We start from the raw sequence: 13907 nt of genomic DNA on the forward strand, positions 1-13907 counted from the left end.
TCACATGCCACGGGATCGCCGTGCAAGCCTGACGCCACCGGCAAGGCGGCGCGCGCAAGCCTGCGTGCACACAGACCAGGCCATGGGCACCATGGCGCATAACACCCTGCTGGCGGGCAGCCTGCTGTTGCTGCTGGCCGTTCTGGCGCTGGCCCTGCTGCCGCCCATGGAGGTGCTGGCCCCTTCGCGGCGCACCGAATGGCTGGCGGGCGTCGCCGGCGGCCTCGTCTCGGCGGCCATGCTGGGTATGCTCAATTTTCAGGCGCCGGGCCCCGGCATGGTGGTCTACCCGACGGCCACGGCCTTCGTGGCCCTGTGCTTTGGCGCCCGGGCAACCGCACTCACCGCAGGCCTGGCCCTGCTGGCAGGGACCTGGATACAGGGCTCAGCTTCGCTTGTCGGCGCCTGGGTGCTGGCCGTCGCCTGGGCCACCGGGGCCTTGTGGCGGCAACTGGCGCTGCGCAGCGGGCGCAGCAGCTGGCGCGAATTGCTGGGCCTGGCACTGACACTGCCCGTGGTCAGCGGGCTCGTGCTGGCGCTGGCGGGCATCCCCTCTCCTGGCCCTGCCACGGTGGACTGGTGGACGAATCTGCCCTGGAACCATGGCGTCGGCATCGTGGTGCTGGGCGCCTGCCGGCTGCTGCTGATCAGCAAGGCCCAGTCGCTGGTGGCCACTACGTCGGCCCTGCACGCCCTTGGTCAGCGCGAGCAGCAGTTGCGCATGGCGCTTGAGTCCCTCAATGGTGGCCGCTGGGAGTGGGATGTGGAAACGCGCCAGTTCCGCTGCGAAGGCAGTTTCTACGACCTGTTCGGCATCACCGCAGCCGATCGCGCGGCGCCAGACCTGTGGCAACGCTGGTACGAGCTGCGCCACCCGGTGGACAGGGAGCGCAACGCCGCCCGGCTGGCCCGCGCCATGGATGGGCTGGAGGAATCCTACGAAGCCGAGTTCCGTGTGCGCGATACCGCCGGGCGCTGGCGCTGGCTGATGTCGCGCGGCATGGTGGCGCTGCGCGATGCCAAGGGCCGGCCGCTGCGCATGATCGGCATGGACGTGGACATCTCCGCGCACCGCGAAGCGCAGCAGGCGCTGCGCGACTCCGAGGCCAAGTACACCTCGTTCTACCAGACGCTGCCCGATGCGGCGGGCATCAGCCGTATCTCGGATGGCCGCTACATCGACGTGAACCCCGCGTTCTGCGAGCTGCTGGGCCTACCGCACAGCGAAGTTCTGGGCCGCACCTCGACCGAACTCAGGATCTGGGCCACCGACGAGGAGCGCAATCGCCTGCTGGACGCCTTCCAGCGCCATGGCCAGGTGGACCGGCTGCCCCTGGTGGCGCAGCGGGGCGGAGTGCGCATTCCGGGGCTGATGTCGGCACGGTCCGTGCTTGTGGACGGTGAAGACTGTTTCGTCTTCGTTTTCCACGACATGACCGAAGCCCAACGCACCAGCGACGAGTTGCGCGCACTCAACGGGCTCCTGCAGCAGGCCGGCCGGCTGGCACGCCTGGGCGCCTGGGAGGACGTGCGCGGCCAGGGCCTGGTCTACTGGTCGGACGTGTGCTTTGACATCCACGGCATGCCACCCGGCTCGCCCTTGCCGGGCGACTACATCGACCGCATGGTGGCCCCTGCCCACCGCGAGACGCTGCGCAACCATTTTCGCTCCAGCATCCTCGAGCGCGCCGAGTGGAGCATGGAGCTGGAAGTGCACCACACCGATGGCCGGCTGGTCTGGGTGCGCGCCCGCGGCGAGCCCGTCGTCGAAAACGGCCGTGTCACCCGCGTGCGCGGGGTGATGCAGGACATCGACGAAGCCAAGCGCGCCAACGAGCGCCTGCGCCAGTCGGAGGAGCGGTTCTCGCGCATCTTTCAGCTCATGCCCTTTCCCATGGGCCTGTCGCGCCGCAGCGATGGGCAGTACCTGGACGTGAACCCGGCCTGGGAGGCCCTGCTGGGCATACCACGCGAGGAGGCCGTGGGCCAGACTGCCGTACAACTGGGCATCTTCACGGCAGAGGACCGGCGACAGCTGATGCAGGCCTTCGAGCAGAAGGGCCCACAGGCCAGCCATGAGGTGACCCTCCAAGGCCGGCCCAACACCCGGCTGACCGTACTGCAGTCCATGCGCGCCATCGATTTCGACGGCGAGCCGTGCTGGCTTTTCTCGGTACATGACATCACCGACCGCAAGCGGTACGAAGAGCAGATCCGCGAGCGCGAGGAGCTGCTGTCGCTCACCATCTCCGCCGCTTCCCTGGGCCTGTGGGACTGGGACATGGCGCGCGGCACCATCACCGGCGACAGCCGCTGGGCCACCATGCAGGGCAGAACGCCGGGGCCCATCGCGCAGACTTCGGTGCGCTGGACCAGCGCTGTGGCGGCGGACGACATCGACCGCATCACGGCCGAAGTGGCGCGCCACGCGGCGCGGCCGGCCACGCCCTTCGATGCCACCTGGAAAGTACCAGCCCCCCACGAGGGCACGCGCTGGGTGCGCAACCTGGGCAAGATCGTGAGCTTTGGCGCCGATGGCCAGCCCCTGCGCATGCTGGGCGTGGCGCTGGACGTGACCCCCCAGCGCGAGCAGGAGGTGCTGCTTCACAAGCTGGCGCACTTCGACGCCCTTACCGGTCTGCCCAACCGCGTGCTGCTGGCGCGCAGGCTGCAAGAGTGCCTGGACCAGGCGCGCGAACATGGCACCCAGCTCGGGGTGGGCTACCTGGACCTCGACGGTTTCAAGCCCGTTAACGACCGCCTGGGCCATGGCGCGGGCGACCGCCTGCTGGTGATGGTGGCGGGCCGGCTCTCGCGCGCCCTGCGCCCCGGTGACAGCGTGGCCCGCCTGGGCGGCGACGAGTTCGTGATGCTGTTGCCCGACCTGGCCGACACCGCCGAGTGCGAGCGCATGCTGGGCCGGGTGATGGAGAACATCTCCGCTCCCTACGCGCTGGACACCGAGCGGGTGGTGGTCACCGCCAGCATCGGCTACACCGTGTACCCGCTGGACGAGGCCGACGCCGACACCCTGCTGCGCCATGCCGACCAGGCCATGTATGCGGCCAAGCAGGCCGGGCGCAACCGCTTCCATCAGTTCGATGCGGCGCAGGAGCGGGCCCTGGTGGCGCAGCGCGAGCAAGGCAAGCACCTGCAGGACGCCATTGCGGGCGCGCAGTTCATCCTGCACCTGCAGCCCAAAGTGGACATGCGCAGCGGCGCCATCGTGGGCGCCGAGGCCCTGGCCCGATGGCAGCACCCCGAACGCGGCCTGCTGCCGCCCGGTGCCTTTTTGCTGCTGCTGGAAGGCACGGAGCTGGAGATCGGCTTTGGTCAATGGGTGGTCGAGGCCGCCCTGACCCTGCTCAGGCGGCTGAACGGCCACGGCCTGGCCCTGCCGGTGAGCATCAACATCTCGGCCCTGCACCTGCAGCATGCCGGCTTTGCCGACTGGATGGCGCACATGCTGGCCGAGCGCCCGGACATCGACCCGCGCCAGGTGGAGATCGAGATCACCGAGAGTGCCGCGCTCTACGACATCAGCGCCGTGGCCGCCACGCTGACACAGCTGCGCGAGCTGGGCGTCACCGTGTCGCTCGACGACTTCGGCACCGGCTATTCATCGCTGACCTACCTGCGCCGCCTGCCCATGGACACGCTCAAGATCGACCAGAGCTTCGTGCACGGCATGATGGGCGACCCCGGCGACCTGGCCATCGTGCAGGGCGTGATCGGCCTGGCCCGCTCCTTCGGCTACCGCGTCATCGCCGAGGGGGTGGAAACCATCGAGCAGGGCCAGATGCTGCAGCAACTGGGCTGCGCCCAGGCCCAGGGCTACTGCATCGCGCGGCCCATGGCCATGGAGCAGTTCGTGGACTGGGCCGCCCAGTGGCAGACGCCGGCGGGATGGCAGCGGCAGCGGCACTAGGGCGGCTAAGCACGGCCTGCAGCAGATGGCACACTGCAGCCATTTCGCCATGCCTTGATTGCCATGCCCCTGGAAACCACCCTGCACTACCACCCCGACCTGGTGCGCCACGCCGTCATCTGCTTCTGGCGCCGCTCGACGGGCCGGCGCACGCTGCTGGTCAGCGCGGCGCTGGCTATCTGGTTCGGGGTGTTGGTGGCGCGCGGCGACCGGTCGTGGCAGATCGGCGTGACCGGGGCGGCGGTGGCCATCAGCCTGCTGGTGTGCGCCACCGTCTATGTGGTGCACTACCGCAATGCCATGGGCAAGCTGCGCGACATGGGCGGCACGCCAGAGGCCACGCTGCGGGCGGACGAGCACAGCTTCACGCTCGCCTCGGCTGCGGGCCTGGCCACCTTGCCCTGGTCCAGCGTGAAGGAGGTCTGGCAGTTCGAGCGCGTCTGGCTGCTGCTCTTCTCTCCGGCCCAGTTCAGTACCCTGCCGGTGGCCGACCTGTCGCCCGAGATGCAGGCCCTCATCGGGGCCAGCGTGCGCGGCACCGGTGGCAAGGTCCACCGGCTCTGAAGAAAGCGCTCCGCGCTATCCCACCAGTTCCCGCACCTGCTGCAGCGCTGCCGGGTCTTCCATGGTGGTCAGGTCGCCCGGGTCGCGCCGCTCGGCCACGGCCTGCAGGGCGCGGCGCAGCAGCTTGCCGCTGCGCGTCTTGGGCAGCACGGTCACGAAGTGCACGCGCGAGGGCCGGGCCACGGCGCCCAATTGCTGGTCCACGCGCTGCATGACCTCGCCCTCGAGCTTCAGGCGCGCCGCCGAGTCGTCAAGCCCGCTGGCATCGCGCGCCACCGCGAAGGCCATGGCCACCTGGCCCTTGAGCGCATCGGCCACGCCCACCACCGCCACCTCGGCGATGTTGGGGTGTGAGGCGATGCTCTCCTCGATCTCGCGCGTGCCCAGGCGGTGGCCGGCGACGTTGATGACGTCGTCGGTGCGGCCCAGGATGAAGTGGTAGCCATCGGCATCGCGGATGCCCCAGTCGAAGGTGCTGTAGATCAGCTTGCCGGGGATGCTCTTCCAGTAGGTGTTGACGAAGCGCTCGTCGTCGCGCCACACCGTCTGCATGCAGCCGGGCGGCAGAGGCCCCTCGATGGCGACCACGCCCTTCTGGTTGGCACCAGTCAGTTCCTCCCCCGTGGATTCGTCGATCAGCTTCACGGCATAGCCGTACATGGCCTTGCCCGGGCTGCCGAAGCGCGTGGTCTGCTGCTCGATGCCATTGGCCAGCGTGAGGATGGGCCAGCCGGTCTCGGTCTGCCAGTAGTTGTCGATGATGGGCACGCGCAGCGCATCGCTGATCCACTGGGCGGTGGGCTCGTCCAGCGGCTCGCCGGCCAGCCACAGGGCCTTGAGGCTCGATACGTCGTACTTGCGCAGCCAGCTCGCGTCCTGCTTCTTGAGCACGCGCACGGCCGTGGGGGCCGAGAACATGTGGGTGACCTGGTACTTCTCGACGATGCTCCACCACACCCCCGCGTCGGGCCGGGTCGGCAGGCCTTCGTACATGATGGTGGTCATGCCCGCGATCAGCGGCCCGTAGACAATGTAGCTGTGGCCCACCACCCAGCCGATGTCGCTGGTGGCGAAGTAGGTGTCGCCGGGCTTGGCGTCGAAGATGTGCTTCATGCTGGCAGCCAGGGCCACCGCATAGCCACCCGTGTCACGCTGCACGCCCTTGGGCTTGCCGGTGGTGCCGCTGGTGTACAGGGTGTAGCTCGGGTGGATGGATTCCACCCACTCGCAGGGCACTACGGCGTTCAGGTGCTGCGCCCGCAGAGCGGCCCAGTCATGGTCGCGGCCGGGGTGCAGCTGCATGGGTGCCAGGCCCCGGTTGACCATGAGCACCGCGGCCGGCTTGTGGCGCGACTGGACGATGGCCTCATCGAGCAGCGGCTTGTAGGGCACGACCTTGCCGCCGCGTGAACCAGCATCGGCGCTGACCACGGCCACGGGCTCGGCGTCCTCGATGCGCGAAGCCAGCGAGCCCGATGCGAAGCCGCCAAACACCACCGAATGCAGCGCCCCGATGCGCGCACAGGCCAGCATGGCAAACGCCGCCTCGGCGATCATGGGCATGTAGATCAGCACGCGGTCGCCCTTCTTCACGCCCAGGGCCCGCAGCACGGCCGCCATGCGCTGCACCTCGGCATGCAACTCGGCAAAGCTGTAGCTGCGCTCGCTGTCCGTCTCGGTGGAGATGGCCACCAGCGCCGGTTGGTCGGCCCGCGCGGCCAGGTGCCGGTCCACCGCGTTGTGGCACAGGTTGGTGGTGCCGCCCACATACCACCGCGCAAAAGGCGGGTTGCTGTAGTCGCAGATCTGCTGGGGCGGGGTCTGCCAGTCGATGAGGGTGGCCTGCTCGGCCCAGAAGGCATCAGGCTGCTCGAGGGAGTGGCGGTAGAAATCTGCGTAGCGCGTCATGCGGTGTCTCCTGCATCTCGTCTGCACTCCTCGGCTGGGAGCGCATTTCTGAATTCATAATTATTCATGATGGGCTTGCTGCAAGCTGACGCACAGACCCGCCGATCTTCAGGGCGTCTTCCCTTCCAAGCGCTCGCGCACCCGCTTGCTGGGGTCCTGGAGCAGCAGGCGCGAGATTTCGGACCGCTGAGGCTCCGCAAGATCCTCCACATGGCAAGCCACGCGAAAGCGTACCGTCGCGCTGCGATGCGCGGCAAGCTCGGTCCACAAGGCCTGTGTGGCGGGATAGTCGGTGCCCAGCTTGCGCAACCAGCCGCCGGCAGACTCCCAGGTCCCCGACTGGCCCTCGACCAAGGCGGTGCGCAGGCAACCCAGCACCACCACCTCGGAGTCATGCCCTTCCAGCAGGTCATGGACAGCTTCGATCACCGCCACCAGCAGGACTGCTTTTTCAGGGGACCCGACGAAACGCACCGCATGCTGGACCTCATGGGCGCGGCCAAAGGTGAACATGTGCCTGCCAGCGCCTCGCTTACTTGATCAGCGCCAGCACGTCCTTGAAGTCAGGGTGCTCGCAAGTTCCCACCCATTCGAAAGCCACCATCTCGGTGGTCACCAGTTCGGCGCCCGCGCCGGCCAGGCGGTCGAAGGCGGCGTCGCGGTTGCGGTCGGTGCGCGAGCCGCAGGCGTCGGTCACGACCCAGACCTCGAACTCGTCCTCGATCAGGTCCAACGCGGTCTGCAGCAGGCAGACATGGGCCTCGCAGCCGGCGATGACGATGGTGCCGCGCTCGGGTGCCTGCTGGGCAGGCTTTTGCAGGTGCTTGGGCAGGCTGCGTGCATTGCCGCCCTGCTGGGCCTTGGCGGGGGGGCGCAGCCATTCGCCCAGGCCTTCTTCGGCGGCGCTGAAGTGCATCTTGGCCAGGGTCTTGGCGCACAGCGCGCGCAGCGCCGGGTCATTGGGTCCCAGGCGCGAGGGGTTCTGCTCGGTACCCCAGACCGGCACCTCCAGCAGCTGCGCGATCTGCGCAAGGCGGCGGGCATTGGCCAGCACGGCGGCGCCTTCGGCAATGGCGGGCATCAGGCGTTCCTGGTAATCCACCAGGACGAGTTGGGATTCGGAGGCGTCGAGCAGCATGGCGTGTACCGGCAATTCAATGGGAATGCCCCATTGTCGCAGCCCCAGGACCCTGAGCGGAGCTTCAGGGCGCCGGTGCCAGCCGCAGCAGGCGCCCCTGCGGGCTGTCGGTCAGCAGGTAGAGCCAGCCATCGGGCCCCTGGCGCACATCGCGGATGCGCTCGTTGTTGCCCTGCAGCAGCTTCTCCTCGCGCTGCACTTTGCCGCCCGCCACTTCGAGCCGGTGCAGCGTGCCGAACTTGAGCGAGCCCACGAACAGGCTGCCGCGCCAGGCGGCGCCATAGCGGTCACTGGTCAGGAAGGCCATGCCCGAGGGCGCTATGGACGGCACCCAGTAGTGCACCGGCTGCTCCATGCCCGCCTTGGCCGTGCCCTCGCCCACCTTGCCACCGCCGTAGTTCTCGCCATAGGTGATCACCGGCCATCCATAGTTGCGACCCGGCTGGGGCAGGTTGATCTCGTCACCCCCCTGGGGGCCATGCTCGTGCATCCACAGCTTGCCGTCCGGCGCCAGCGTGGCACCCTGGGCATTGCGGTGGCCGTAGCTCCAGATCTCGGGCAAGGCGCCTGCGCGCTCGCGAAACGGGTTGTCGGCCGGCACCGCACCATCGGGCGTGATGCGCACGATCTTGCCGTGGTGGTTGTCGAGCTTTTGCGCGTCGTCCTTGCGGTGGTAACGCTCGCCCAGGGTCAAAAACAGCTTGCCGTCACCCGCCTGCACGATGCGGCAGCCAAAGTGCAGGTTGCTCGCTACCTTGGGCTTCTGGCTGAAGATGACCTTCATGTCCTGCAGCGAGCGGTTGTCCGGGGCCAGGGTGGCACGTGCCAGCGCCGTGCTGTTGTCCGAGGTGCCCGCGGCGCCGGGCTCCGAATAGCAGAAGAAAATGCGGCGGTTCTTCGCAAAGTCGGTGTCGGTCACCACGTCGAGCAGGCCTCCCTGCCCTCCTGCGGCAATGCTCGGCAGGCCCGCCAGCGCCGGGCCGAGCTGGCCATTGGCCTCCACCACCCGCATACGGCCAGGCCGTTCGGTGACCAGAAAGCGGCCTTCAGGCAGAAACGCCACGGCCCACGGGTTCACCAGACCGGTGGCGACTGACGCCAAGGTGACAGCCTTGACGGGCGCGGAGGTCGCCTGGGCATGGACGGTCCCCACGCCTGCGGATGCTACGCAAAAAAGAGCAAGAAACCCCACGGCGCGCGCAGAAATGCGGCATTTCGATGTCAGATACATGTCAACCTTGGTGGCCCTGGGTTCCATGCAACCCACTGGCATAAGGGAACGGAGAAGGCAAGTCCAGCACACACATGCAGGCATACGTGACTTCCCTCACAAAACGGGCAATTTAGCGTGGTACCCTTCGCCCCCATGTCCAAATGGTTTTGCACCCTCCTCATGGCTTGCGCTGTCAGCGCACAGGCTGCACCATCCACCGGTCAAGCGGATGACATGGAGCGAATACTGATGGACAAGGGGCTCCTGTCCCAGCTCAAGGACATGCAGCACACCGTGGCCGACAAGGCCCACACGGTGGCGGACAAGGCGTCCGATCTGGTGGGCAATGCCATGGGCTTCCTGGGCGTCCGCTACAAGCGTGGCGGCAACAGTGCCGAGACTGGCTTTGATTGCAGCGGTTTCGTGCGCGCCATGTACGAGCAGACGGTGGGCCTTTTGCTTCCCCGCCGCGCAGACCAGCAGGCCGCCACCACCACGGTGATCGACAAGAAGGAACTGCAGCCCGGCGATCTGGTGTTCTTCAACACCATGCGCCGTGCGTTCAGCCATGTAGGCATTTACGTGGGTGATGGCAAATTCATTCACTCTCCTCGCAGTGGATCGGAAATCCGGGTCGAAGACATGCGTATTTCGTATTGGCAGCGTCGCTTCGATGGGGCGCGCCGCGTCACTCCCGAAGCCAGCGCGGTCGAAACCAGCGCACCTGCCGCAAAGTAAACCGCGTCAGTGACCACGAAAAAAGCGCGCCTCGGCGCGCTTTTGCTTTGGGTCATGGCTTGACCACATAGGTGGATTCCGTGCCGCGAATGTGGCCGCCTATCACGTTCACCGGCCGTGCATTCGGGTTGCGCAGGAACTCCTTGGCGGCCGCCATGTCCGCTTGGTAGCGTGCCCGGGCCTGCGCCTCGCACGGGCGCCGCTCGGCAGCGGCCAGGGTGCGGCATTCTTCCAGGGCGACCTTCATTCCGCCACCCGCCTCGCGGATGGCCGTGTTGTAGCGCTGCTGCGGGGTGATGTCGGCCACGGCGCCGCGCTGCAGCGATGCCTCATCGCCCTGGGCGTGCGCAGCGGTTGGGGAGGCAGAAAACACCCCGACCACCAGCGCGATGGCAACCATGAAGGACGTGGGAGAAATGGGAGGGGTCAATGGACGCATGGCGGGCCTCTTTCTGGCGGTGCTGGGCATGTCCATGACTTTAGGCACTTGCTGTCCCGGCCGTCATCAGCGCTACGCGCGCCAGCCTGTGAGACAAGTCCTACATGGCGCCCCGGCATTGTGAACAATGTGGCACCAACGCGGGCCAAGGCATCCCGTCCGACAGACGGGCATCCGTGGTGCAGCTACAGTCGGGCCATTCTTTCACCTGCATACAAAGCGACAAACCATGTTCTCACTGATAGGAACGCTGTTGATTGGACTGGTCGTGGGCTTCATCGCGCGCGCCATCAAACCCGGAAACGACTCCATGGGCTGGATCATGACGGCCCTGCTCGGCGTGGCGGGCTCCTTCCTGGCCAGCTATGTGGGCGTGGCCATGGGCTGGTACCAGCAAGGCGACGCAGCCGGCTGGATCGCGTCCATCGTAGGCGCCATGGTGCTGCTGTTCATCTACAGCCTGATCAAGGGCAAGAGCTGAGCGCTGGCCTCTTGCCCTGGGCCGCGGCGGCCCCAGATCAGAGCGAGCACTTTTTCAGGACCTGACCGATGCCCACTGCCCAGACCATGGCCGCTGACGACCCCGACCTGGCCGCTGCCGTGCAGCGCAGCCGGCGCCTGCTACACCGGCGCGCGCTGGTGGCGGCCGCTGCCAGCACCGTGCCCGTGCCGGGCCTGGACTGGGCGGTGGACGCCGCCCTGCTCTCGCGCCTGCTGCCGCAGATCAGCTCGGAGTTCGGCCTGTCGGCCCAGCAACTCGACCAGCTCGACCCCGAAAAGCGCGAGAAGGTGCAAAAGGCCGTGGGCCTGGTTGGCTCGGTGCTGATCGGCAAGCTCATCACCCGTGAACTGGTGATACGCGCCACGCAGACCGTGGGGCTGCGCCTGACCACCAAGCAGCTGGCCAAGTACGTGCCGCTGGCCGGCCAGGCCGTTTCGGCGGCCATCGGCTACGCCACGCTGCGCTACCTGGGCGAGCAGCACATGCAGGACTGCGTGCGTGTGGCCAAGGAAGCCCAACTGCAACTGCCCGCCCCCAGGAAATAAGCCCCCCTGAGTCGCTGCGCGCCTTCCCCCGAGGGGGACGCCCCCAGCGCACGCAAGCGAAGCGCCGCTTGTGCGGCGGGGCGGCCCTTGCGCGGGGGCACTGGCCTGAGTCACGCCAGTTGCATGGGTTGATGACTTGTGCGCAGTGCTATGGCTGTCGAGTAGATCTGCGGCTATTGCTCCGAGCAGACGAAACTGCCCGCATCCTCCACACTGCCCGTCCCCTTGTACTTGGCGAATTGGGGATAGGGGCACAGTGGCCGCGTGCGGTTCGGGTAGTCCGCCTGCGTGGGCAGCGCCCGGGCCGCGATCGTGTCGGGCGCCACGCCCTTTTCCACCCAGTCCACCATGGTCTGTATCGAGTCGAAGCTGTCCGTGGCCGGGCCGCCCGAGCAGTGGTTCATGCCCGGCACCAGGAAGGTCCGCGCAAAGCCCTGGGTGCTGGCCATGCCGCCGTTGTTGGCCGCCAGCCGCTCGTAATAGTCCACCGTGTCCTTGGCCGAGAAGATGGGGTCGGACATGCCGTGGATCAGCAGCAGCTTGCCGCCGCGCTGGCGGAAGGCCGTAAGCTTGTCGTCGGCATAGGTGTCATAGATCGCCGAGTAGGCGGCCATGCGCGCCGGGTCGGTGTCGAAGTTGAAGGCCAGCGGGTTGAAGCTGAGGTCCGGCGGGGTGAAAAACTCGTTGATCAGCGCGTCCACCATCAGCGTGATGTAGCGCGCGTCCGGCGTGGCGGTGGTCGAGCTGCCCAGCGTCCAGGCGCGCCAGCCGGGGGCCGCCAGGCCCGGATCCCATGGCTGGCCGGCGTACAGCGCCTGGCCGGCCGAGTTGCGCGGCCCGGTGAAGACCTTGGCGAGCGCGTCCACCTGCCCCGCCGAGAGGCAATCCGCCCCCTTGGCGCCGCTGCACTGCAACACGGCCGGGTTGAACTGGCAGGCCTTGGTGTTGTTCACCATGCCGTCGGCCACACCGTCGGCGGCGTCGCAAGACGACTTGACCGCATTGGCCACCAGGTTCAGGTCTGCGTTGCTGAAGGCCTGCGACAGGATGCGGTTGCCCGAAGCGTCCTGCGGGGCTATGGCGTTGAAGGCAACGGTGTTCCACATCGCCGCCACCGTGGCGCCGCTGGATACGCGCATCGCCGGCGCGCCGGCTGTGATGGCGTCGAAATACTCCGGAAAGCGCTGCGAGAACACCATCCCCTGGCGCCCCCCGCCCGAGCAGCCCGAAAAATACGAGCGGTCGGGCTTGCGGCCATAGTGCGTGGCGATCAGCGACTTGGCCGATACAGCCGTCTTGTCGTAGGAGTTGTACGCATGGTCGATGCGCGCCTGCGGGTCGGCGCCGAAGCTGGCGGTGGTGCCGATGTGGCCGCCGTCGGTGGACACCACCGCGAAGCCCTGCCCCAGCGGCGAGGGCGTGCCGCCCGAGATGCTGGAGCTCAGCGAGGTATCGCGCAGAACGCCATCGTTGCCGCCGCCCCCCACGAACAGGAAACGGCCATTCCAGTTGTCCGGCAGGCTCAGTTGGAAGCCGATGGCGTAGTTCTTGCCATCCACGCCGACGCGCGGATTGATGCTGCCCGTGACCACGCAATGGCCGGGCAGAAAGGCGCCGGTGGCGGCTCCGCCGGGGCGTTTGCTGTCGGGCGCCACATAGCTGGTGGCCAGCGTGGTGCCCGCCAGCTTGGCACTGGCCACCAGGCCGGTACAGGCGGCCGAATAGGCGCCATTGGCCGGGGGCCACATGGGCCCGTCATTGCTGCCGCCGCAGGCGGCCAGCGCGATGGGCAGCAGCACGGCCGCGGGCAATGCAGCGCGGCGAGGGATCAGCGCCCGGGATGGAAGGGAAGGCATGGGGTTTGTCTCCTGTTGTGTGTTGGTTTCTCTTGCCTGCGTTCCTCAATCCGCCTTGAAGCCCGTGGCGGCCACGGCCTTGCCCCAGGTGACCGTGTCGGCCGCGATGATCTTGGTGAACTCCGGCGACCCCGTACCCGTCACACGAAAGCCGGCCTCTTCCATCTTGGCCTTGCCTTCGGGCGACTGCACTGCCTTGACGATGTCGGCGCTCAACTTGGCCACGATCTCGGGCGGGGTCTTGGCGGGCGCCACGATGCCGAACCAGGACGAGAACTCCAGGTTGGCGTAGCCCTGCTCCTTGATGGTGGGCACGTCGGGCAGCGCGTTGGTGCGCGTGGCGCCGGTGCTGCCCAGGGCCGCGAGCTTGCCGGCCTTCACATTGGGGGCGGCCAGGCCCACGCTGGCGAACACACCCTGTACGTCACCGCTGAACAGGCCGCCCAGCGCGTCGGCCGTGTTCTTGTAGTGCACGGGCTCGGGCTTGAGCTGCACCGCGTCACCGAACATGAAAGCGCCAAAATGCCCCGGCGTGCCCGCGCCGAAGGTGGCCAGGAACAGGCCCTTTTGCTGCTTGGTCCACTCCAAGAAATCCCGGACGTTGCGCGCGGGCACCTTCTGCGGGTTGACCAGCAGCACGAAGTCCGAGGTGACCACCTGGCTCACCGCCACGAAATCCTTTTGCGGCGAGTACGGCAGCTTGCTGTAGCTGCTGGGCGCGATGCTCAGCTGGCCGGTTTCGCCCAGCATCAGCGTGTAGCCATCGGGTGCTGCACGGGCCGCTTCGCTGGCGGCGATCAGGCCACCGGCGCCCGGCTTGTTGTCCACGATGACCCCCATGTTGCCCCAGCCCTCGGAGAGCTTTTGCGCCAGCAGGCGCGCCACGATGTCCGGCCCCGTACCGGCCGGAAAGCCGACGATGATGCGTACCGGCTTGTTCGGGTAGGCAGCGGGCTGCGCCTGAGCGCCGGCCCACGGTGCGGCCAGGCCTGCTGCAACGGCCGCAGCCAGCAAGGCGCGCCGCACGGGTTTGAAAGAGGTGTTCATCATGCTTGTCTCCAGTGGTTCTTGTGAGG

At 67.6% G+C, this 13907-nt stretch carries 12 protein-coding genes; 5 read left to right on the forward strand and 7 right to left on the reverse strand.

Going from position 1 to position 13907, the window contains the following annotated elements; all coding sequences use genetic code 11:
• Positions 1 to 91: 91 nt before the first annotated feature.
• Together ASE31_RS17200 and ASE31_RS17205 are read left to right on the forward strand one after the other, a co-directional pair.
• Positions 92 to 3928, forward strand: coding sequence for an EAL domain-containing protein (locus tag ASE31_RS17200; RefSeq protein ID WP_057203256.1), 3837 nt, complete (start codon positions 92 to 94; stop codon positions 3926 to 3928).
• Positions 3929 to 3991: 63 nt separating this feature from the next.
• Positions 3992 to 4492, forward strand: coding sequence for a YcxB family protein (locus ASE31_RS17205; protein ID WP_157412536.1), 501 nt, complete (start codon positions 3992 to 3994; stop codon positions 4490 to 4492).
• Positions 4493 to 4507: 15 nt separating this feature from the next.
• On the opposite strand, the gene ASE31_RS17210 is transcribed toward ASE31_RS17205, so the two are convergent.
• From ASE31_RS17210 to ASE31_RS17225, 4 genes are all read right to left on the reverse strand, one after another.
• Positions 4508 to 6427: a propionate--CoA ligase gene (locus ASE31_RS17210; protein ID WP_255357685.1), complete on the reverse strand. Its 1920-nt coding sequence runs from the start codon at positions 6425 to 6427 to the stop codon at positions 4508 to 4510.
• Positions 6428 to 6508: 81 nt separating this feature from the next.
• The gene (locus ASE31_RS17215; RefSeq protein ID WP_057203048.1) at positions 6509 to 6913 is read right to left on the reverse strand and encodes a hypothetical protein; all 405 of its coding nucleotides are present in this window, start codon (positions 6911 to 6913) and stop codon (positions 6509 to 6511) included.
• Between the two features lie 19 nt (positions 6914 to 6932).
• On the reverse strand, positions 6933 to 7538 hold the full coding sequence (locus ASE31_RS17220) for an isochorismatase family protein (RefSeq protein WP_057203049.1): 606 nt from the start codon (positions 7536 to 7538) through the stop codon (positions 6933 to 6935).
• 64 nt (positions 7539 to 7602) lie between these two features.
• Positions 7603 to 8769 carry a PQQ-dependent sugar dehydrogenase gene (locus tag ASE31_RS17225; RefSeq protein ID WP_369819465.1) on the reverse strand — a complete coding sequence of 389 codons (1167 nt, stop codon included), beginning with the start codon at positions 8767 to 8769 and terminating at the stop codon, positions 7603 to 7605.
• A gap of 135 nt (positions 8770 to 8904) precedes the next feature.
• On the opposite strand from ASE31_RS17225, the gene ASE31_RS17230 reads away from it, so the two are divergent.
• On the forward strand, positions 8905 to 9489 hold the full coding sequence (locus ASE31_RS17230; RefSeq protein ID WP_057203257.1) for a C40 family peptidase: 585 nt from the start codon (positions 8905 to 8907) through the stop codon (positions 9487 to 9489).
• Between the two features lie 52 nt (positions 9490 to 9541).
• On the opposite strand, the gene ASE31_RS17235 is transcribed toward ASE31_RS17230, so the two are convergent.
• Complete coding sequence (locus ASE31_RS17235) at positions 9542 to 9928, reverse strand: hypothetical protein (RefSeq protein WP_057203258.1); 387 nt, start codon at positions 9926 to 9928, stop codon at positions 9542 to 9544.
• A 229-nt stretch (positions 9929 to 10157) separates the two neighbouring features.
• Between ASE31_RS17235 and ASE31_RS17240 the strand changes: the two genes are divergently transcribed.
• Both ASE31_RS17240 and ASE31_RS17245 read left to right on the forward strand, forming a co-directional pair.
• Positions 10158 to 10409: a GlsB/YeaQ/YmgE family stress response membrane protein gene (locus tag ASE31_RS17240; RefSeq protein ID WP_057203051.1), complete on the forward strand. Its 252-nt coding sequence runs from the start codon at positions 10158 to 10160 to the stop codon at positions 10407 to 10409.
• Between the two features lie 68 nt (positions 10410 to 10477).
• Complete coding sequence (locus tag ASE31_RS17245; RefSeq protein WP_057203052.1) at positions 10478 to 10975, forward strand: hypothetical protein; 498 nt, start codon at positions 10478 to 10480, stop codon at positions 10973 to 10975.
• A gap of 173 nt (positions 10976 to 11148) precedes the next feature.
• Here ASE31_RS17245 and ASE31_RS17250 read toward each other — a convergent pair whose 3' ends face one another.
• Together ASE31_RS17250 and ASE31_RS17255 are read right to left on the reverse strand one after the other, a co-directional pair.
• Positions 11149 to 12831, reverse strand: coding sequence for a tannase/feruloyl esterase family alpha/beta hydrolase (locus ASE31_RS17250; protein WP_057203053.1), 1683 nt, complete (start codon positions 12829 to 12831; stop codon positions 11149 to 11151).
• A 45-nt stretch (positions 12832 to 12876) separates the two neighbouring features.
• Positions 12877 to 13881: a tripartite tricarboxylate transporter substrate binding protein gene (locus ASE31_RS17255; protein WP_157412538.1), complete on the reverse strand. Its 1005-nt coding sequence runs from the start codon at positions 13879 to 13881 to the stop codon at positions 12877 to 12879.
• Between the last annotated feature and the right edge of the window lie 26 nt (positions 13882 to 13907).

The sequence above is a fragment of the Acidovorax sp. Root217 genome, assembly GCF_001428645.1.
GTDB lineage: Bacteria > Pseudomonadota > Gammaproteobacteria > Burkholderiales > Burkholderiaceae_C > Acidovorax.